The organism is Kribbella sp. NPDC004138 (assembly GCF_053603655.1).
Genome location: NZ_JBSGFZ010000051.1, coordinates 1 through 19,675, shown reverse-complemented (window position 1 = coordinate 19,675; position 19,675 = coordinate 1). Strand labels below are relative to the sequence as shown.

The following is a 19,675-nucleotide window of genomic DNA, read 5'->3' as shown; positions in this document are numbered from 1 at the left end:
CCGATCTGGTGCGGCGGCCGCCGCGGGCGTGGCGCTCGGCGGCCGGCTGCTGACCACCAGCACCGTACTGGCCGCACCCGGCCGGACGGCGGCCGTCGCCGGCGCGTCGACGGCCGCGGCCCACCCGGTGCGCCAGTTGCATCTGGCGGGTACCGACGGCTGGGTGGGGATGCCCGGCGACGCGCCGCCCGACCCTCCGTTCTTTCCGGATCCGTTGGCGCCGAGCCCGTTCAACACCTACGTCTTCGGCTTCCGGGACGTGACCGGGATGACGTCGAACCTGGTCGCCGCGCAGCGCGGCAAGGCCCAGCTCAGCGCGCCGATGCTGTCGTTCGACGAGGAGGACGACATCTACCTGACGCTGACCAATCTGGGGCTGGCCCAGCGGCCGGATCTCTTCGACGGGCACACGCTGCACTGGCACGGGTTCGTCAACGCGATCCCGCTGTTCGACGGCGTCCCCGAACTGTCGCTCGCGGTCCCGATCGGCCGCGACCTGACGTACTTCTACCGGCCGCACGACGCCGGCACGTACATGTACCACTGCCACTTCGAGGACGTCGAGCACGTCCAGATGGGCATGACCGGGATGGTGTTCGTCCGCCCGGCGCAGAACCGCACGCCGCTGCACCCGGGCGAGCGGTACGCGTACAACGACGGCGACGGCTCGACGGCGTACGACCGGGAGTTCGCGTTCATGATCACCGAACTCTGGTCGGCCGCGCACTACCGGGACGCGCACATCCAGGTGAACGACTGGACCGACTACGACCCGAGCTTCTGGCTGCTCAACGGCCGGGCGTACCCGGACACGACGGCCCCGAACGGCGATCCGCTGAGTACGGCGGCCGGCCGGCTGCAGTACCAGCCGATCTCGTCGCTGATCCGCTGCAACGCCGGCGACCGGGTGCTGCTGCGGATGTCGAACCTCGGATACCAGAATCACGTGCTGACGGTCGACAACATCGACCTGACCGTCGTCGCCAAGGACGCGGCGCTGCTGAAGGGCCGCGACGGTACGACGAACTACCTGACCTCGAACGCGGTCGAGGTGGGGCCGGGGGAGAGCCGCGACGCGATCTTCGTCGCACCCTCGCCGGGGGAGTACCTGCTCTACGACCGCAAGTACTCCTACTTGGACAACGGCGGCGGGGCCGGGTACGGCGGCATGATGACGAAGATCGTCGTCGGCGCGCCGGGCACCTACCCCGCCCAGACCGCGGCGAACGCGTGACGGGGGCGATGATCCGATGAGACGACTGACGGTCCAACGAGTGCTGGCACTGAGCGCGGCCGCGCTGCTGGTGGCGGCACCGGTCCTGATCCGCACCCAGGCCGCGGCCGCGGAGATGTCCGAGGGCGCCGTCTGCGACACCGACGCCAACCAGACCTTCTCGCTCACCGCGGGCGACGGGTACATCTCCACCCCCGACGGCAACTCGATCTACATGTGGAGCTACGCGAACAGCAAGCGGAGCTTCCAGCTGCCCGGCCCGACGCTGTGCGTCGAGTCCGGCCGGCAGGTCACGGTGATCCTGCACAACATGTTGCCAGAGGCAACTTCGATCGTGTTCCCGGGTCAGCTCGCCGTGAAGGCGAACGGCAACCCGGCACAACCGCAGTTCGACACGGGTGGCTCGCTCACCTCCCTGGTCCAGTCCGCGGCGGCGAACGACGGCTCGGTCACGTACACCTTCACCGCCGGCAGCCCGGGCAGTTATCTGTACGAGACCGGTACCGACGTGGACAAGCAGCTCCAGATGGGGCTGTACGGCGCGCTCGTGGTCCGTCCGGCCGGGCACCCGAACCAGGTGAACGACCGGCCCGACTCGGCCTTCGCCAACGGCAAGGAGTACGTCTACCTGCTGTCGGAGATCGACCCCGACGTCCATCTCGCGGTCGAGCGGCATCAGAGCGTCGACGTGAACGCGTCGAAGTCCAGGTACTTCATGATCAACGGCCGCAGCATGCCGGACACGCTGGCGCCCAACTACGCGCCCTGGCTGCCCGCCCAGCCGTACGGCGCCCTGGTGCACATCAAGCCGTACGACGCCGCGACGAACCCGCTGCCGGCGACCATTCACTACCTGAACGCCGGCAGCGTGAACTACCCGTTCCACCCGCACGGCAGCGACGAACGGGTCGTCAACCGCGACGGGCATGCGCTGCAGGGACAGACGGGGGAGGACCTGTCCTACCTGAAGTACGACCTCGATGTCGGTCCGGGACAGACCCTCGACGTCCTGATGGACTGGCGTGACGTCGAGCACTGGAACGCGACGACCAACCCGATCCCGACCCAGATCCCGGCCATCACCGACCAGTTGCTGGTCGGCCCGGACACCTGGTTCTCGGAGAGCGGCTACCTGGGCACCAAGAACCCGGTTCCCTCGAACCTGACACAGAACAACGAGTGCGGCGAGTACTACCACATCGCCCACAGCCACGCGCTCGAGCAGGCGACCAACTACGGGGCAGCCTTCGGCGGCATGATGACGGTCTTCCGCATCGACCCGCCCGCCGGCTGTGCGAGCCAGTGAGGACACCACGATGACGAACAGACTTCGGATCGCCACCGTGGGCATCGCCGCCACGGCGCTGGCCGCCGCACTCCTGACGCCGCTCGTGACACCGGTCGCGGGCGCTGCGTCCCCGTTGCCGCACCAGGTTGGCCGGACGTCGGTTGCCGTCGGCAAGCTCACGCCGCGGGGCTGTACGTTCGGCCCCGGGACAGCTGCCTGCGACCTGTACGCGATGGCAGGGACGACGTCGCTGCTCGGGAGCAGTGTCCCGATCTGGGGATTCTCGTCGACAGGTGCCGCAGGTACGGCGACCGCGCCCGGGCCGGTGCTCGTCGTACACCAGGGCGACGCCCTGACCGTGACGCTGCACAACCAGGTTCCGGGGCAGAACGTCGCGCTCGCGTTCCCTGGACAACCCCTGCCGGCCGGCGGTGAGGACACCGTCGGCGTCGCACCGGGCGTCACCCGCACCTACACATTCACCGCGTCGCGGGCAGGGACTTTCCTCTACGAGGCCGGGCACACCGCGGCCGGCGCCCGCCAGGTGGCGATGGGACTCGCCGGGGCGCTGGTCGTGCTGCCGCCCGACGGCACGGCGTACGGCACCCAGCCGGCGGGTTACCCGGCGAGCGCGTACGACGACGACGCGGTCGTCGTGCTGAGCGAGGTCGATCCGGCCTTCAACGCGAATCCGGCCGGGTTCGACCTGCGGAAGTTCGCGCCGAAGTACCGGCTGATCAACGGCAAGCCGTTCCCGGCCACCGATCCGGTCGCGACCGACCAGGGCCACAAGGTGCTGCTGCGCTACGTCAACGCCGGGTCGCTCACCCACCCGATGACCGTGCTCGGCGGGCTGCAGACCGAGATCGCCCAAGGCGGGCACCCGATGCACTACGCGACCACGGTGGCCGCCGAGAGCATCGATCCCGGGCAGACGCTCGACACACTGGTCACGATGCCGACGGGGCCCGAGGCGAAGCTCACGCTCTACGAACCGGCACGGCACCTCGACAACAACGGGCAGCACACCGCTGACCCGGCACAGTTCGCGTTCGGGGGGATGCTGACCTTCCTGGACACCAACGCGCCGCCACCGAGCACCGACGGGGTCGGGCCGGTCTCGACGCACCTGCAGCTCGCACCGAACCCGGCGACCGGACAGGTACCGGTGGTCGTGACCGCCGACGTCAGCGACGCGACCACGGGTGGCTCCGCGGTGGTCCAGGCGGAGTTCGTGATCGACGACGCGGTCACCGTCGGGCCTGGTTTCGGTACGCCGATGAGCCTGCCGAGCAGCGGCGTGACCGTCACCGGCGCCACCGGCACCGTCACGACCGCGGCACTGGCCGCGCTGGACGCGGGCCGGCATACGGTGTTCGTCCGCGCCCTCGATGCCGCGGGCAACTGGGGTGTCGTCGGCTCGGTCATCCTGAATTTGCCGAAGACCGGTCCGCAGACGATCAACGGCTCGATCGCCGAGGTACCCGCGAACGCGACGGCGCCGGTGACCGTGTCCGCGACCGGCGACGACTCGGACGCGGGCGGACTGATCACCGCGGCCGAGTACTTCCTGGACTCGCCGGGTGCGAACGGCGCCGGTACGCCGCTCACGCTGAACCGCAGCGCGACCGTCGTGTCCGAGGACGGCGACATCCCCGCCGCCGTACTGCAGACCCTGTCCGAGGGCGTCCATCACGTCCTGGTGCACAGCAAGGACTCGCTGGGGCTTTGGGGACCGCTGCTCGACATCCCGCTGCCGATCGACGTCACGGGACCCGCGGTCGACGCGGCCGCGGTCGGGCCGAACCCGACCAACGGCGTACTGGCCGACAAGAGCCACCCGGGCAACCTGCTGATCTCCGCGGAGATCACCGACAAGGACGCCGGCGGCGCACCGCAGAGCCTGCTGGTCGACGCCGAGGCGTTCCTCGACCCGACCGTCCCGAACCCGCCGGGCGGGAGCGGCCTGCAACTGCTGCCGGTCGACGGCAAGCTCGACTCGACCGGGGAGACGTTCTACGGGCTGATCCCGCTCACCCAGGTGAAGGCGCTGGCCGACGGTACTCATCACGTCTACGTCCGCGGTCAGGACGCGGCCGGCAACTGGGGCGCGCTGTTCGCGGTGAACCTCGTGGTCGACAAGACGGCGCCGGTGCTCGGGGCACTCACCGCCGCTCCGAACCCGACCAACGGGGCGGAGACGCTGACCCTGACGGCGCCGGTGACGGACGCCTCGCTGATCGCGAAGGCCGAGTACTGGCTCGGCAGCACCGATCCGGGCGCCGGCCGAGGTGTCTCGGTGCCGGTCAGCGTGGTGGGCGGTCAGGTCCAGGTCACCGTTGCGCTGACGTCGGTGCCGCCGGGGAACCAGGTCTTCAACCTCCGGGTGCAGGACCTGGCGGGCAACTGGAGCAAGCCGGTCGGTACGACGGTGTCGGTCCAGCGGCCGAACCGGATTTTCTCCGACGACTTCGAGTCCGGCGGATTCGGGTTCTGGAGCGGCAGCACCGGCGGGGTCGCGAACACGACGACGGCCGCGCGGCCGGGTCCGCTCGAGCCGGGGAGCCTGCGCGGCCTGCAGGTCACCCTGCCCGGCACCGGTTACCTGACTGACAACACGCCGGCGGCGGAGACGTCGTACCACGCCCGGTTCGTCTTCAACCGGAACACGCTGGTCTCGGGCACCAACCAGAACACGGCCTTGAGCCTGTTGCAGGGCCGGACGGCGGCCAACGGCCAGGTGTTCGCGCTGGAGTACCGGTACGCGGCGGGTTCGGCGCAGGTCCGGACCGTCCTGGCCCGTAGCGGGGCAGGGACGCTGACCGGTGCCTGGGTGACGCTGACGCCGGGTAACCACACACTCCAGGTCGACTGGACGTCCGGCCCGGCGACAGGTGGCTCGGCAGGCTCCCTGCGCCTGCTCGTCGACGGCGTGAGCCGCTCGCTGCAGACCGGGAACACCAGCACGCTGCGGATCGAGACGGCCTGGCTCGGGGTGTCGGCCGGACTGAGCTCCAGCTCCGCCGGCCAGGCGTACTTCGACACCTTCAACTCGACCAGGTACACGATGCCGTAGCACCAGGGGAGCCGGGGTCCTGTCCCCACCAGGACCTCGGCTCCGATCCGTGGGAGGGGAACCACATGCTGGAAGCAACGATGCGCCGGCCCGCTGGGCCGGCGCGGGGAGTCAATCGCCTGGTCGTGCTGGGCGCGGTGCTCGGGATGGCGCTGGTGGCCGGCCTGCTGGTCGGCCTCAAGGACTGGTCGGCGTCCGGCGAGGCCGGTTCGTTCCCGCAGAGTACGGCGATCGAGCAACAGTACGGCGTCCGCTTCAGCCGGATCGCGGTGGTCGGCGACGGCGGACTGATCACGCTGACCTATGTCGTCCTGGACAGCGAGAAGGCAGGGCGCTTCCAGTCCGACGTACAGCACCCGCCCGTGCTCGTCAGCGAGGCGCGGGACGGCAGCACGAAGCGCATCTCGGTGATGAAGCAAGGTCACTCGTTACGTGCCGGACAGACCTACTACCTCGTCTACCAGAACACGAAGGGGGCGTTGCGCCACGGCGAGAAGGCGTCCGTCGAGCTGGGAGACCTGCGCCTACGTCATGCGCCGGTGCTGTGAGGGTTCAGACGGCGGCGGGCTCCGGATCCTGCGCGGCCGGGAGGAAGACCTGGAAGAGCGCGCCGCCCTCAGGAGCCCGGCCGGCGGCTATGCGGCCGTTGTGCGCCAGGACGGTCGCGCGGGCCATCGCCAGCCCGAGACCGCTGCCCATCGGCGCGGCGCCCGGCGGGCGGCGGTGCCAGAAGCGTTCGAAGACATGTGGCAGGTCGACGGCCCGGATCCCCGGCCCGGCGTCGGCCACGCTGATCACGTACCACGGTCCCGCCCGCTCGCACGACAACCGGATGCGCTCACCAGGAGCGGTGAAGTGGACGGCGTTCTCGACGAGCGCGTCGACCGCGAGCTCGAGCCAGGCGCGGTCCGCCTGGACGACCCGCAGGCCGGCGGGCAGGTCGATCGACCAGTCGCGGTCGGCGCTCTCCCGCCAGTTCCGCCCGACACCGGCGAGGAACTCACCGAGGTCGAGGTCGCCGGGACGCAGGGCCCGTCCGGAGTCGAGCTTGGCGAGCGCGAGCAGCCGGGTCGAGAGCGCCGACAGCCGGCCCATCTGGCGGCGGACGATCGCGTAGTCGTCGGCCGACTCCCGAGTGCCGAGCGCCGGCTCGAGGAGCTCGAGGTGGCCGATGGCGATCGTCACGGGCGTTCGCATCGCGTGCGAGGCCTCACGGAAGAATTCGCGTTCCCGCTCGAAGACCGCGAGGCGCTCCTCCGACATCAGCTCGACCTGGTCCTGGGCGGCCTTACGGCGCCGGGCGTGCCAGACCATCGCGAGGAACAGCAACGGCATCAGCGGGATCTCCGCCCACTCCGCCCGGCTGCTGCCGTCCTTGAGCTGGTGGTCGACCAGGACCCATCCGGTCGTCACGGTGACCAGCAGCGTGACGACCAGCGTCGGCCGCAGCGGCCAGACCCGGAACCCGTACACCAGCGTCAGACCGAGGAACAGCAGGTGGTACGGGATCACCTCGCGGCCGATCATCGCGTTCATCAGCGCGAGCATGCCCAGCACGAACACGGCGAGAACCACGTCGACGAGCCGGTACCAGGGCCGGCCGGTGCGGACCGCGCTGCGCCGGCCGGTCACGACCGGCGCGGCGTCACGCACTCTGAAGTTGATAGCCGACATTGCGCACGGTCTGGATCACGTCGCGGGTCATCTTGCCGCGCAGCCGGCGGACGTAGACGTCGACGACGTTGGTCGCCGGATCGAAGTCGTACCCCCAGACCGCGGAGAGCAGCTCGCTGCGCGAGCACACCCGGTCGGGCTTGCGCATCAGATGCTGCATGAGCAGGAACTCCCGCTCGGACAGGGCGGCCTCGCTACCGTCCACGCGCAGCTTGCGGGTGCGGACGTCGAGCACGATGCGGCCGACCCGCAGGGTGAGCTCCTCCGACGTCTTCCCGCCGGCGCCGCGCAGGCCGAACCGGACCCTGGCCAGCAGTTCCCGGATCGAGAACGGCTTCGGCAGGATGTCGACTCCTTGCTCCAGGCAACGCACCCGGACCTCCGCGTCGGCGACCGCCGACAGCACCAGCACGCGGGTCTCCGGACTGCTCACGAGCACCGCGGCGATCACCGCCTCGCCGTCGACCTCGGGCATCCGCAGGTCGACGACCATCAAATCCGGCCGCTTGGTCAGGGCGAGCCGGAGCCCGTCGCCGCCGTCGGTGGCGGTCAGGACCTGGTAGCCCTCCGCCTCGAGCCCGCGGCGGACGAACCGCACGACCTCGGGTTCGTCATCGATCACCAGCACAGTCGTCATGTCTTCCCCCCAGTGGGCGCCGTGTGGCACGCCCGCTGTCCCGGATCTCCCCCGATCCCCAAAGGACATAGTGACCTGCCGGTCACCCGTAGGGAAGCCCGTACGGCCATTCGCCCCTCGCGGACGGTGACAACCGGGTGAAAGTCCTGTCATCTGACGCCTCCGCCCGGTGCGGTGCGGGATCGTCGCCAGCAGCACTGTTGGTGTTCAAGGGGGTGACCACGGGCATGCACCGGGACTGGTGGCGACCCAGGTGGCCGGCCCGCGCGCTGCTCGTGCTGGCCGTGGCCGGACTCGCCTGGCTGAGTCAGGCCGGAGTGGCTCAGGCCCATCCCGTGCTGCTGCGTTCGACGCCTTCGGACGGGCAGACGGTCCGGACGGCGCCGCGCCAGCTCGACCTGTGGTTCTCCGAGCCGCCCACGGCCGCGGGCCTCGATCTCGTCCTCACCGATCGCGACGGCAAGGCGTTCCCGGTGACGGCGCGGATCGCGGATCAGGGTCTGCACGTGGTGCTGACCGGCTTCCCGGAGCTTCCACGGTCGGTCTACGAGCTGCGCTGGAGCGTCGTGTCGAAGTACGACCTGCACCGGCTGCAGGGGACCCTGGTGTTCGGGGTCGGGCTGGCCGCCACCTCGTCCGGCCGGCCCGCCGAGTCTGTCACCGGTCCGGCGGGAACCGTGGCTGACGTTGCCCTCGGTTGGTTCGACGCAGGCGCGACGGCGATCATGTGCGGCTGGGTGCTCGTCGTCGCGTCGGCTTCCCGGCGACGGATCACCTTGCCCGCGGAGCCGCTGGCCACGATGTGGGGGCTGGCGGCCGCGTTCGGCATGCTCTCGGTGTTCGCATCGCTGTTCAGAGGTGTGCGGCAGTGGTCGGAGGCGTCCGGAGCCGGCTCCGGTCTGGCGGTGGCCAGAGATTCGGGTCAGCTGCTGCGGCTGTCGGTCCGTGAAGCTGTCCTGATCGTCATCTGCACGCTCCTGGTGCGGCAGTCCCGCCGAGTGAGCTCGAACACCACGGCAACGCTTCCCCTGACGGCTCTCCTGCTGGCAGACCTCGTCCTGAGGGCGGCCGGTAGCCATGCGCGCAGTGGACCGTTCTCGCTGACCGTGCTGGCGCTCCACCAGGCTGCGGCCCTGACCTGGATCGGCGGTCTTGTCGTCCTAGGCATCCTGACCGCTCGCTTGGCTGGACAGCGCATGATCCGCGTCGACCTGTGGCGGGCGTTCGGACCGGTTGCGGCTTCGTCGGTCGCGGTTCTCGTGATCTCCGGGCTGCTGCTGACCGGTCGCCAGGTCGCCTCCGTCGACGCTGTACTGGGCACGCTCTATGGGCGTGCGCTCCTGGTCAAGCTCGCACTGGCAGCTGCGCTGTTGGTCCTCGGCCTCAGACACGCGTTGCGGCTCCATCCCTGGTTGAGAGGAGCGCTCCGGCGGGCCGCGGCGCCGTCGGCACGGGCGCAGGTGGTCTCCCCGCTGCTCGGAATCGGCGCGGTGCTGATCGCTGTGGTCCTGGCCGTGACACCGCCGGCCCGTGGGCCGCAGTTCGACAAGCCCGAGGCAGCGAGTTCGCGGGCCGACTACCAGGTGGACGACCTGCTGATCACCGTTTCACTCGGGCCGAACCAGCCCGGACGAAGCCTGCTGCTGGTCGATGTGGTGAGTAGCCGGCGTCCGTCCCCGGGCCCGGTCACTGCAGTGACGGCAGACCTGGGAACGAGCACCGGGACCGCGCTGCGGCGTACTCCGGGCGCCGCACAGGGCGGCGGGCGCTGGCAGGCAGCTGTCGACGTCGAGGCGACGGGGCCGATCCCGCTGCGGATCGTGGTCGGTCGCAACCAGCTCGGTCCTGCCGTCCTGACGACGACCTGGATGGTGCCGTCGGGACTCGCGCCACGTTCCGTGGCGGTGTCGAACAGCCGTCTGGCCCCGTGGACGAACGGCGTAGCCGTCCTGGTCACGCTCATCGCGCTGGGGGTCTGCATTGTCCTGGTCCGCAGGCACCGCCGCGCGCGGACACCGATGGCGGCGGCCGCGCGGGAGGAGCGGGTTCCCTCGGGGGTTCGGTGAGCGTCGTACCGTTGCGTCATGGTGCCGCGCCGGAGCTGGGTCGAGCAGATCATGGGACTGCCGATCAGCGTGCTCGCGCGCGGCGGGGCGGCGGGGTCCGAGCGGGCGGAGTCCGCGGTGCGGGAGGTGTTCGCGGAGTTGGTGGAGGTCGATCGCGTGTTCTCGCCGTACCGGGAGGACAGTGCGGTGAGTCTGCTGGCGCGGGGCGAGGTGAGCTGGGACTCCGTCGATGCGGTGGTGCGAGAGGTCGCTGAGCGCTGCGCGGCCGCGCGGGAGGCGACCGGTGGATTGTTCGACGCGCAGGTGCCCGGCGGCAGCTGGGACCCTTCGGGGTTGGTGAAAGGGTGGGCTGTCGAGCGAGCCGGTGAACGACTGCGGGAGGCCGGTGACGTGGACTGGTGCCTGAACGCCGGCGGCGACGTCCTCGTGGTGTGTCCGAGCGGCGAGCCGTTCACCGTGGGCATCCAGGATCCGCGTGATCCCGGCCAGGTGATCGCCGGCGTGCCGCGGACCGGGGGAGCGGTCGCGACGAGTGGGACGGCTGCCCGGGGCGCGCACCTGTACGACCCGAGGACCGGCCGTCCGGCCGGCACGCGGTGGCTGTCGGTGTCGGTGACCGGTCCGTCGCTGGAGTGCGCCGACGTGCTCGCGACGGCGGCCTTCGTGGCCGGTGACGACTGGCCCACCGTGCTGCCGCCGGGCTACGAGGGGCTCGGTGTTCTTGCTGACGGCAACTTGTTCGCCACGGCGCGCTGGGGGCAGGTGTGACGTCGAGGATCCTGGTGATCGAGGACGATGCCGACCTGGCACGCCTCCTGGAGCGGGTGCTCACCGACGAGGGGTACGCCGTCACCTGGGCGCCCGACGGTCAACGGGGACTGCATCTGTCCCTGACGCAGCCGGTGGACGCGATGATCGTCGACCGTGGCCTGCCCGCTGTGGAGGGCCTGGACCTGATCGCGCGGTTGCGGAGCCGTGGCGTCGGTACGCCGATCCTCGTGCTGTCGGCACGGAACAGCACCGCGGACCGGGTCGACGGCCTCGACGCGGGCGCCGAGGACTACCTGACGAAGCCGTTCGAGCTGACGGAGCTGCTGGCCCGTGTGCGCGCGTTGCTCAGGCGTCACCTGGACCATGCCGTCGAGCTCGCCGTACCGGGCGGTGCGCTGGACCTGGCCGCCCGGTCGGTCAGGCGGACCGACGGCGGATCCGTGGAGTTGTCGGAGCGGGAGGCCACGCTGCTCGGGCTGCTGGCGGCGCGGCCCGCGGCGGTGTTCAGCCGGGCGGAGTTGCTCGACCGCGTGTTCGACGCCGCCGAGTCGGAGACCGTCGTCGACACCTACGTGCATTACTGCCGCCGCAAGCTCGGGCGCGACGTCATCAAGACCGTACGTGGGCTCGGCTACCGGTTGGGGAAGCTGTGAGCGGCAGCCCGATCGGCGACGAGGTCCTGGTACGCCGGGCCGGTCGCGGCGTCGCCGTCCAAGCAGCGGCTCTGGTCGCCTTGGCGATGCTGCTGCTGATTGCCCTTGTCACCGTGGTCGTCGTGCGCGGTCAGGCCGGCGCGGCGGACGACCTGCTCCGGTCCGCCATCACGACTGCCGACGACGTAGGCGATCCACCGGCGGGGACCTGGCTGGTCATGAGCGGGCCGTCCGGCACGTCGAGCTCACCAGGCCTACCCGACGAGCTGGCGCCGGAGCTGGAGGCGTTGCGGGGCCAGGCCACGGAGCAGATCAAAGTCATCACGGTCGAGAACGACGACGGCGAGTACCGCATCGCCACCGGTCTCGTGAAAGACCGGCCGGTGCAAGCGGTACTGAACCTCGCGACGGCCCACAAGGAACGCGCCCGCCTCCTGCAGGCGATGGGGCTCGCGACCGTCCTCGCGCTGCTGCTGGCCGGCCTGCTGGGCGTACTGATCGGGCGGCGCGCCGTCCGGCCGCTGGCGCAGGCCCTCACTCTGCAGCGTGCGTTCGTGGCCGACGCCGGGCACGAGCTGCGGACGCCGCTGACGCTGCTGAGCACGCGTGCGCAGGTCCTCGAGAGAGCCCTGCGACGCAACGGCGCCGAGGACCAGTTGCTCGACGACGCGCGCGGCGTGGTCGGTGACACGCGCCGGCTCGCCGAGGTCGTCGACGACCTGCTGGCCGCGGCCGATCCGCGCGGCGCCGAGGACCACGAGCCGGTCGACCTGGCACGGATCGCGCAAGATGTCGCCGCCGCGGCGGGCGCGCACGCCGAGCAGGCCGGGGTGCGGCTGCGGTGGACGGCGGAGGACGGCCCTGCGGCCGCGCTGGGGTCGCCGAGCGCGGTCCGGCGGGCCACGATGGCGCTCGTCGACAACGCGATCGACCACACGCCGCGCGACGGCGACGTCCGGATCGACGTCCGCCGCCGGCGCGGCGAGGTGATCCTCGCGGTCAGCGACACCGGCCCGGGGATCGGCCCGGAAGCGGCGCAGCGTGTCCTGCGTCGTTTCGACTCCGGTGGTCACCGGTCCGGCCGGAAACACTACGGCCTCGGGCTGGCGCTCGCCCACGACGTCGCGAACCGGCTCGGCGGGCAGCTCCGGCTCGTTCCGAGCGAGATCGGCGCGACCTTCGAGCTCGTGCTGCCCGCGCTCGCGGACGACGGTCCAAGGAAGGTCTAAGATTCCGCGGTCATCGTCGCAGTATGACGAACCGCGGTGCTGCACAGGTGGCGAACCGGCCGCGCATCGCGCATGTCCGCAGGCGACCGCGCCGGACGCCGTCCTGGTGGCGGGACCTGACCGGTGTGCTCTGCTGGGCGAGCGTGCTGGTCGTCGTGGCGCTGTGGGTGTCCGGGCGTGGCGTCCAGACGCTCCTGAACGGTCCGGCCGACCTGTTCACCTCTCTCGGGCGGCTGTCCGGTCTGGTGGCCGCGGATCTGCTGCTCGTGCAGGTGTTCCTGATGGCGCGGGTGCCGATGATCGAGCGGAGCTACGGTCAGGACGAGCTGGCGCGGCGGCACCGCCTGGTCGGCTTCTGGTCGTTCAACCTCCTGCTGGTCCACATCGCCGCGATCCTCGTCGGCTACACGATGCGCGATCACAACAACGTCCTGCGTGAGACGTGGACCGTGGTCACGACGTACGGCGGGATGTTGCTGGCCGCGGCGGCGAGTGTCGCGTTGACCGTGGTCGTGCTCACGTCGATCAAGGTCGCGCGGCGGGCGCTGCGGTACGAGTCGTGGCACCTGCTGCACCTGTACGCGTACGTGGGCGTCGGGCTGTCGATTCCGCACGAGATCTGGACCGGTGCGGATTTCACGACCTCTCGGCTCGCGCAGGTGTACTGGTGGTCGGCGTACGGCGCCGCGCTCGGCGCGATCGTGCTGTACCGGCTGCTGCTGCCGCTCTGGCGGACGCTGCGGCACGGCCTCACGGTGCGCGAGGTCGTCCACGAAGCGCCGGGAGTGGTGACCGTGACGCTCGGCGGACGGGGACTGCACCGGATGCCGGTCCGGGCGGGGCAGTACTTCGTGTTCCGGTTCCTCGACGGTCCGGGCTGGTCACGGGGCAACCCGTACTCGTTGTCGGCGTCACCCGCACCGGACCGGCTCCGGGTGACCGCGAAGGCCGCCGGCGACGGCAGCAGCCGGCTCGCCCGGCTACGGCCCGGAACGCGGGTCGCGGTCGAGGGGCCGTACGGTCGGCTGACCGCCGAGCGGCGGGCCACCGACCGGGTCGCGATGCTTGCCTGCGGCATCGGTATCACGCCGTTGCGGGCGCTGCTCGAGGAGCTCGACTACGCGCCGGGTGACGCGGTTCTGGTGTACCGCGCGCACAGCGTCGAGGACCTTGTGTTCCGCGACGAGCTCGAGCAGCTCGCCCGCCGCCGGGGCATCACGCTGCACTATCTGCTCGGCCCGCGGCTGCGCGGGCGTACGTCGTGGCTGCCCGAGAGCGCCGCGTCCTGGTCCGACGCGGACGCCGTACGCCGCCTGGTGCCGGGACTCCCGCAGTACGACGTCTATGTCTGCGGTCCGGACCGCTGGATGGATGCGGCCTGCGCGGCCGTGCTAGCGGCTGGGCTGCCCGCCGGGCAACTGCACCAGGAACGGTTCTCGTGGTGAGAGGAGAGCGCGGGTGAGGCGCGGGATCAGGTTGCTGATGACGATCGCGACAACGGCCGTGGTAGCGGTGGCCTTCCGGGCGAGCCTGCAGCCGCAAACAACCGCTCCAGGAGCAGCGATCGTCAGTCCCGAAGCCGCACCACGGACCCGACCGGCGGCACCGCCGCGCTCGGCACCGCGACCGGGCAGGCCGACCAAGTCGACGAAGCCGACGAGGTCGACGAGGCCGAGCACCAGTGCGCCGGCGAAGTCGGTTGTCGTCGCTGGTGGTGTGGCCGACACGCAGTACGGCCCCGTACAGGTGGAGATCACCGTCCGCGGCGGACGGATCGCCGGGGCCCGCGCGCTTCAGCATCCGAGCGGCGACGGGCAGACCGACCAGATCAACGCGTACGCCGTGCCGCGCCTCGACCAGGAGGCGACGGCGGCGCAGAGCGCACACATCGACACGGTGTCCGGCGCGACGTTCACCTCGGACGGCTACCGGCGATCGCTGCAGTCTGCGCTCGACGCCGCGCACCAGGCCGGTGCGCGATGACGGCGCATTCGCAACGGCTGCGGCGCAACATCGTGGTCGGCGGCGCCACCGGCGTACTGCTGGTGCTGCTGTTCCTCTTCCCGACCAGCCGGAACCACGTGTCGACTCCCGCGCATCCCGTCGCGACACCAGGCATCGTGAGCACCAGCTCCGGTGAGGTGACGGTGAACGGGACGTCCGAAGGCACCCGGTACGGGCCGGTGCAGGTGCGGGTCACCATCCGCGGGCGGCGGCTGGTGGCGGTGACCGCGGTGACCTACCCGTCGTCGGGAGGGCGTGATCGCGAGATCAGCTCGTTCGCGCTGCCGCGGCTCGAGCAGGAGGCGGTCGCCGCCCAGAGTGGCCGCATCGACACGGTGTCCGGGGCGACGTTCACCTCGGACGGGTACCGCCGGTCGCTCCAGTCGGCCCTGGACGCCGCGCACTTCCGTGCGGCGGGCTGACGGGTTCCAAGAATTCCCCAAGATCCGGCTGCCAGTGTGGGGCCTCCGAGTCGAGTCGAAGGAACCTGAATGCAGACTGTCAACGGTCTCCCCGCCCACGTGCTCCTCGTGCACGCCATCGTCGTCCTGCTTCCGTTGTCGGCGGCACTCCTGGCGCTGACAGCGGTCTGGCCCGCGGGCCGAAGGCGGCTCGCCGGGCCGAACGCGGCGCTGTCGGTGCTGGTCGTCGTGCTGGTGCCGATCACCACGAGCGCCGGTGAATGGCTGGAGCGCCGGGTCGCGGCGAACCCTCTCGTCCACCGGCACGCCGAGCTCGGCGACACCGCCATCTACGCGGCGATCGGCGTCGCGGCGCTGGCGCTTGTGGTCTGGTGGCGGCAGCGGGAGAGCTCCGGGCGGACGCCGGCGCGGCGCACGTTTCTCGCTCCGTCCTCGAACGCCGTCACCGTGACGCTGACGGTGCTCGCGGTGGTGGTCTCGGCTGCCGCGGTGTACGACGTCGTCCGGATCGGTGACTCCGGAGCCAAGGCGAGCTGGAGCAACTGGGCCGCGCGCCCCTGACCAGCGGTCCGTCAGTGACGGGTGGCTGGGTCGAGCTCGGGGGCGCGGAAGGTCAGATGTGTAGTGAGCGTGACCGACCACAGAACCAGGATCGAGCCGATCGAGATCGTGGAAAGCAGGGCCGACGGCAGCGGGATCGCCAGCGTGCCGGTCACCGCGGACACGACAGCGAGGGACACGGCCAGCCATCCGCCGATGTCTTGGTGCAGCGCGCCGCCGAGCAGCAGGACGACGCCACCGATCGCCACCAGCGACAGGCAGGCGCCCGCACGGTTGCTCAGCGCAACGAATGGCAACTGAACCGCCAGCAGGAAGGCGATCAGTAGCGAGGCGAGGACGTCGCGGCGGGGAACCGTGGCCATGGTCAGCCTGCGTGCGCGGTCGAGATGTCGCGGCCGTCGAGCGCCGGCAGGGCGAACAGCGTGACCACGACCGCCCCGGCAGCCAGCCACAGGTAGCTGAGCTGGAGCCCCGCGCCCAGGGGCCCGCCGTGAAAGGCTTGGTAGATGGGGGAGTAGGGCTGCCAAGCCTCGAACCGCGGGAGGATCAACCCGATCGCGTAGACGACGTACGCCGCGGTGGCGGCCGTCGCCGCGATGGCGACAGCGGTGCCGCGACGGCCCGTGACCGCACCGGCCGCGAGTGCGAGGACGCCGAACTCGATGCCGAGCAGGGTCAGCGCGAGCGCGCCGCCCGCGGCTTGCGGCACCGAGATCCCGAGGTCGAAGATCAGGCTGCCGACCGTCGTCGCCGCGAACAGCGCGACGCCGAGCACGGTCACCGACACGGCAAGGGCCGCTGCCTTGTCGACGACGATCCGCGAGCCCGAGACCGGTGTCACGAGCAACAGTTCGAGCGTGCCGCGTTCCTCCTCGCCGGCCACCGCCCGGGCGCCGTGCCCGATGCCGTAGATCAGGAACAGCGCCGGGAGCAGGAGCGTGAACAGCTCCGCGTTGAGGAATCCGGCGCCGGTCGTCATCGCCTCCAGGTTGAAGAACTTGCGCAGCTGTTCGGGGAACGAGGAGTAAAGGTCCTTCAGGTCGGGCATGTCCCGCACCGAGGGCCACAGCGCGCACTCGAGCAGGACCAGGACGGCGATCGCGATCGACCAGCCGATCAGTCCGCGGCGGGCGTCGTGCAGCGACTTCAGGAAGACGTTGCGGAACATGGCTCCTCCTGGCCGTCGTAGTAGTCGAGGAACGCTGCCTCGAGATCCGCTTCGTGGCTGAGCACGTTGGTGACCTCGTACGGCGCGACTGCCCGGATCAGCTCGGCGGTCGACCCGGTCAAGGTGACGCGAGCGGTGCGGCCTTCCACTGCGACGTCGTGGACGCCGGGGACGGCATGGATCATGGCGGCCGGCGGGACGTCGGCGAAGGTCAGGTCGAGGCGGCGCCGGGCGCGGTCCTTGAGGGCCTGCACCGACTGGACGGTGACCAGGCGGCCGGCCCGCAGGATCGCGACGGTGTCCGCGACGGCCTCGACCTCCGAGAGCACGTGCGACGAGAGGAACACCGTCCGGCCGGCGTCGCTGGTCTCGCGGAGCAGTGTGCGGAACTCGCGCTGCATCAGCGGGTCGAGGCCCGAGGTCGGCTCGTCGAGGATCAGCAGGTCCGGCTCGTGCATGAACGCCTGGACGATCCCGATCTTCTGCCGGTTGCCGCGCGACAACGCCGCGATGCGGACACCGAGATCGAGGTCGAACCGCTTGGCCAGCAGGTCGATCCGGGCCCGGTCGACGCCGCCGTACAGGTGGGCGAAGTAGTCCAGGTACTGCGTGCCGGTCAGGTCGGGGTACGCCGCGAACTCGCCCGGCAGGTAGCCGATCCGCCGCTGCAGGGCGTCGTACTGGTCGGCGGCGTCGAAGCCGAACACGATCGCGGAGCCGGCGGTCGGGCGGATCAGCCCGGCGAGCAGCCGGATCGTGGTGGTCTTGCCGGCGCCGTTCGGCCCGAGGTACCCGACGATCACACCGGGCGGTACGTCGAGGTCGAGCCCGTCGAGGGCGGTCCGCCGGCCGAAGCGCTTCGTCAGCCCGCGGGTCTTGATGACGGTGTCCATCTCACGGCTCCCGATGGTGGATGACGGCGACCGGGCATTGCGAGTGGTAGAGCAGCCCGCGCGCGACGGATCCGAGGCGCAGCTCCGAGAACGCGGTCTGCCCGACGCCGCCGACGACGACCAGGTCGGCGGCCGCGGACTCGCGGGCGAGGACCAGGACGGGATGGTCGGTGACGCCGTGCCGCTGCACCGCGACCTCGGGGTACTTCGCGGTCCAGCCGTCGAGCGTCTGGGCCAGGAGTTCGTCGGACTGGTCGATCCACGGCTGCCGGTCCGGGTCGAGCCACACGCGCGGATCCGGGTAGTTCTCGCGCAGCTCGACGGCGTGCACGCCGACGATCCCGGCGTGCGTGGCGGCGGCCAGCTCGAACGCGTACCGCACGGCGTCCTGTCCCTCGACGGATCCGTCGATGCCGACCACGATCCGGCCGCGCGCGGGTGCGGCCGGGTCCCAGGTGTCCGGTACGACGATCAGCGGCACGTCGGTGCTCAGCGCCGTACAGACCTGGGACGTGGAGCCGAGGACCAGCTCGGCGAAGCCGCCCATGCCGCGGCGGCCGACGACCAGGGCGATCGACCGCTCGGCGAGCTCGAGCAGCACCTGCGCCGGATGCCCGTGCCGGACTTCGAGCGACGCCGACCGGAAGCCGATCCGTTCGAGCTCCCGCAGCGCGTCGTCGAGCACCTCGGTGCCGTCGTCCGGGCCTTCGATCGGTGCGCCGGGAGGCGATTGCTGGTCGTCGTCGAGGATGTACACGGCGTGCAGCGGCGCGTCGTGCAGGACGGCGTACGAGGCGGCCCAGGTGAGGGCGATCAGGCCGTCGCGGGATCCGTCGATCCCGGCCAGTACCGGCAGTTCGCTGGTCATATCGGGCGCCTCCTCGGGGTCGTACCACCGCAGTCCCAGTCAAGCCGGACGCCGGTGGGCGGGGCAGGGCCGAAGGTCCCGCCGGGACGTGTTGTTCGGCCGCTGTCCGCGTCCGGCCCGCGCGCCAGAGTCGAGGGTGGGACGTAACGCTCAGGGAGGTTCGTGATGAAGGCATTGGTTTACAACGGTCCGGGCAAGCGGAGCTGGCACGACGTGCCGGATCCGGTGATCCAGGATCCCGAGGACGCGATCGTGCGCGTCGACGCGGTGACGATCTGCGGCACCGACCTGCACATCCTGAAAGGCGATGTGCCCACCGTCGAGCCCGGGCGGATCCTCGGGCACGAGGCGGTCGGCACGATCACGGCCGTCGGCGACGGCGTCCGCGGCGTGGCGGTCGGCGACCGGGTCCTGATCTCCTGCATCACTGCCTGCGGCCGGTGCGAGTACTGCCGGCAAGGCCACTACGGGCAGTGCCTCGGCGGTGGCGGCTGGATCCTCGGCCACCTGATCGACGGCACCCAGGCCGAGCAGGTCCGTGTTCCGTTCGCCGACCGGTCGGTGTACAAGCTTCCGGACAACGTCAGCAACGAGGAAGCGGTGCTGCTGGCCGACATCCTGCCGACGTCGTACGAGGTCGGCGTCCTGAACGGCGGCGTCGCGCCCGGCGACACCGTCGTGATCGTCGGCGCGGGGCCGATCGGGCTGGCGGCGCTGGCCACCAGCAAGCTGTTCACACCGGCGCGGGTCGTGGTCGTCGACGCCGCCGACTCGAGGCGCAAGGCAGCGCTCGACCGCGGCGCCGATCTGGCGCTCGGTCCGGACGAGGACGTCGAGGCGAAGGTTCGCGAGCTGACCGGCGGGCTCGGCGCCGACGTGGCGATCGAGGCGGTCGGCGTACCGGCCACCTTCGAGCTCTGCACCCGCCTCGTCCGCCCGGGCGGCACCGTCGCGAACGTCGGTGTCCACGGCGCTCCGGCGACGCTGCACCTGGAAGACCTGTGGATCCGGAACGTGACCATCACGACCGGTCTGGTCGACACGTTCTCCACGTCGCGTCTGCTGTCGATGCTGGCGGCCGGCCGGCTGCAGCTGCCCGGCCTGATCACCCACCGGTTCGGCCTCGACGAG

General features: G+C 71.0%; 19 protein-coding genes. 13 read left to right on the top strand and 6 right to left on the bottom strand.

The annotated features are described in order from the left end of the window. The 4 genes from ACWEOO_RS41390 to ACWEOO_RS41375 form a co-directional block, all read left to right on the top strand. Positions 1 to 1,234, top strand: a 1,234-nt coding sequence (locus tag ACWEOO_RS41390; protein ID WP_452147733.1) for a multicopper oxidase domain-containing protein, incomplete at its 5' end; no start/stop codon positions are given. 16 nt (positions 1,235 to 1,250) lie between these two features. Then, on the top strand, positions 1,251 to 2,540 hold the full coding sequence (locus ACWEOO_RS41385; RefSeq protein ID WP_452147732.1) for a multicopper oxidase domain-containing protein: 1,290 nt from the start codon (positions 1,251 to 1,253) through the stop codon (positions 2,538 to 2,540). Positions 2,541 to 2,550: 10 nt separating this feature from the next. Further along, a complete protein-coding gene (locus tag ACWEOO_RS41380; protein WP_452147731.1) occupies positions 2,551 to 5,598 on the top strand; it encodes a multicopper oxidase domain-containing protein in 3,048 nt (1,015 codons plus the stop codon). A 65-nt stretch (positions 5,599 to 5,663) separates the two neighbouring features. Continuing rightward, complete coding sequence (locus ACWEOO_RS41375; RefSeq protein WP_452147730.1) at positions 5,664 to 6,146, top strand: hypothetical protein; 483 nt, start codon at positions 5,664 to 5,666, stop codon at positions 6,144 to 6,146. A 4-nt stretch (positions 6,147 to 6,150) separates the two neighbouring features. Here the strand turns inward: ACWEOO_RS41375 and ACWEOO_RS41370 are convergent, their stop codons facing one another. Both ACWEOO_RS41370 and ACWEOO_RS41365 read right to left on the bottom strand, forming a co-directional pair. Continuing rightward, a complete protein-coding gene (locus ACWEOO_RS41370; RefSeq protein WP_452147729.1) occupies positions 6,151 to 7,251 on the bottom strand; it encodes a sensor histidine kinase in 1,101 nt (366 codons plus the stop codon). Then, positions 7,244 to 7,909, bottom strand: coding sequence for a response regulator transcription factor (locus tag ACWEOO_RS41365; protein ID WP_452147728.1), 666 nt, complete (start codon positions 7,907 to 7,909; stop codon positions 7,244 to 7,246). Before ACWEOO_RS41365 ends, ACWEOO_RS41370 begins: the two co-directional genes overlap by 8 nt. A gap of 203 nt (positions 7,910 to 8,112) precedes the next feature. Here ACWEOO_RS41365 and ACWEOO_RS41360 point away from each other — a divergent pair, with 203 nt between their 5' ends. From ACWEOO_RS41360 to ACWEOO_RS41325, 8 genes are all read left to right on the top strand, one after another. Continuing rightward, entirely contained in the window at positions 8,113 to 9,975 is a 1,863-nt protein-coding gene (locus ACWEOO_RS41360; protein ID WP_452147727.1) for a copper resistance protein CopC, read from the top strand. Positions 9,976 to 9,993: 18 nt separating this feature from the next. Next, a complete protein-coding gene (locus ACWEOO_RS41355) occupies positions 9,994 to 10,743 on the top strand; it encodes an FAD:protein FMN transferase (RefSeq protein ID WP_452147726.1) in 750 nt (249 codons plus the stop codon). Then, entirely contained in the window at positions 10,740 to 11,399 is a 660-nt protein-coding gene (locus tag ACWEOO_RS41350) for a response regulator transcription factor (protein ID WP_452147725.1), read from the top strand. Before ACWEOO_RS41355 ends, ACWEOO_RS41350 begins: the two co-directional genes overlap by 4 nt. After that, positions 11,396 to 12,628, top strand: coding sequence for a sensor histidine kinase (locus tag ACWEOO_RS41345; RefSeq protein WP_452147724.1), 1,233 nt, complete (start codon positions 11,396 to 11,398; stop codon positions 12,626 to 12,628). Before ACWEOO_RS41350 ends, ACWEOO_RS41345 begins: the two co-directional genes overlap by 4 nt. Positions 12,629 to 12,651: 23 nt before the next feature. Beyond that, entirely contained in the window at positions 12,652 to 14,073 is a 1,422-nt protein-coding gene (locus tag ACWEOO_RS41340) for a ferredoxin reductase family protein (protein WP_452147723.1), read from the top strand. Positions 14,074 to 14,344: 271 nt separating this feature from the next. Next, positions 14,345 to 14,611, top strand: coding sequence for an FMN-binding protein (locus ACWEOO_RS41335; RefSeq protein WP_452147722.1), 267 nt, complete (start codon positions 14,345 to 14,347; stop codon positions 14,609 to 14,611). After that, positions 14,608 to 15,054, top strand: coding sequence for an FMN-binding protein (locus tag ACWEOO_RS41330; protein WP_452147721.1), 447 nt, complete (start codon positions 14,608 to 14,610; stop codon positions 15,052 to 15,054). The genes ACWEOO_RS41335 and ACWEOO_RS41330 overlap by 4 nt, the downstream gene beginning before the upstream one ends. Positions 15,055 to 15,123: 69 nt before the next feature. After that, positions 15,124 to 15,615: a DUF2231 domain-containing protein gene (locus ACWEOO_RS41325; protein ID WP_452147720.1), complete on the top strand. Its 492-nt coding sequence runs from the start codon at positions 15,124 to 15,126 to the stop codon at positions 15,613 to 15,615. Positions 15,616 to 15,626: 11 nt separating this feature from the next. Here the strand turns inward: ACWEOO_RS41325 and ACWEOO_RS41320 are convergent, their stop codons facing one another. Genes ACWEOO_RS41320 through ACWEOO_RS41305 form a run of 4 tightly spaced genes read right to left on the bottom strand, consistent with a single transcriptional unit; the run spans position 15,627 to position 18,544 of the window. Next, the gene (locus ACWEOO_RS41320) at positions 15,627 to 15,977 is read right to left on the bottom strand and encodes a hypothetical protein (protein WP_452147719.1); all 351 of its coding nucleotides are present in this window, start codon (positions 15,975 to 15,977) and stop codon (positions 15,627 to 15,629) included. Between the two features lie 2 nt (positions 15,978 to 15,979). Continuing rightward, positions 15,980 to 16,783 carry an ABC transporter permease subunit gene (locus ACWEOO_RS41315; protein ID WP_452147718.1) on the bottom strand — a complete coding sequence of 268 codons (804 nt, stop codon included), beginning with the start codon at positions 16,781 to 16,783 and terminating at the stop codon, positions 15,980 to 15,982. Further along, complete coding sequence (locus ACWEOO_RS41310; RefSeq protein WP_452147717.1) at positions 16,762 to 17,676, bottom strand: ABC transporter ATP-binding protein; 915 nt, start codon at positions 17,674 to 17,676, stop codon at positions 16,762 to 16,764. The genes ACWEOO_RS41315 and ACWEOO_RS41310 overlap by 22 nt, the downstream gene beginning before the upstream one ends. Position 17,677: 1 nt before the next feature. Continuing rightward, positions 17,678 to 18,544, bottom strand: coding sequence for a universal stress protein (locus ACWEOO_RS41305; RefSeq protein WP_452147716.1), 867 nt, complete (start codon positions 18,542 to 18,544; stop codon positions 17,678 to 17,680). A gap of 165 nt (positions 18,545 to 18,709) precedes the next feature. Here ACWEOO_RS41305 and ACWEOO_RS41300 point away from each other — a divergent pair. Next, on the top strand, positions 18,710 to 19,675 hold a 966-nt coding region (locus tag ACWEOO_RS41300; protein ID WP_452147715.1), incomplete at its 3' end, for an alcohol dehydrogenase catalytic domain-containing protein.

Coding starts and splice junctions, on each gene's coding strand:
- ACWEOO_RS41385 (WP_452147732.1), top strand. CDS start 1,251: ATGAGACGACTGACGGTCCAACGAGTGCTGGCACTGAGCGCGGCCGCG.
- ACWEOO_RS41340 (WP_452147723.1), top strand. CDS start 12,652: ATGACGAACCGCGGTGCTGCACAGGTGGCGAACCGGCCGCGCATCGCG.
- ACWEOO_RS41320 (WP_452147719.1), bottom strand. CDS start 15,977: ATGGCCACGGTTCCCCGCCGCGACGTCCTCGCCTCGCTACTGATCGCC.
- ACWEOO_RS41365 (WP_452147728.1), bottom strand. CDS start 7,909: ATGACGACTGTGCTGGTGATCGATGACGAACCCGAGGTCGTGCGGTTC.
- ACWEOO_RS41325 (WP_452147720.1), top strand. CDS start 15,124: ATGCAGACTGTCAACGGTCTCCCCGCCCACGTGCTCCTCGTGCACGCC.
- ACWEOO_RS41380 (WP_452147731.1), top strand. CDS start 2,551: ATGACGAACAGACTTCGGATCGCCACCGTGGGCATCGCCGCCACGGCG.
- ACWEOO_RS41355 (WP_452147726.1), top strand. CDS start 9,994: ATGGTGCCGCGCCGGAGCTGGGTCGAGCAGATCATGGGACTGCCGATC.
- ACWEOO_RS41330 (WP_452147721.1), top strand. CDS start 14,608: ATGACGGCGCATTCGCAACGGCTGCGGCGCAACATCGTGGTCGGCGGC.
- ACWEOO_RS41310 (WP_452147717.1), bottom strand. CDS start 17,676: ATGGACACCGTCATCAAGACCCGCGGGCTGACGAAGCGCTTCGGCCGG.
- ACWEOO_RS41315 (WP_452147718.1), bottom strand. CDS start 16,783: ATGTTCCGCAACGTCTTCCTGAAGTCGCTGCACGACGCCCGCCGCGGA.
- ACWEOO_RS41375 (WP_452147730.1), top strand. CDS start 5,664: ATGCTGGAAGCAACGATGCGCCGGCCCGCTGGGCCGGCGCGGGGAGTC.
- ACWEOO_RS41305 (WP_452147716.1), bottom strand. CDS start 18,544: ATGACCAGCGAACTGCCGGTACTGGCCGGGATCGACGGATCCCGCGAC.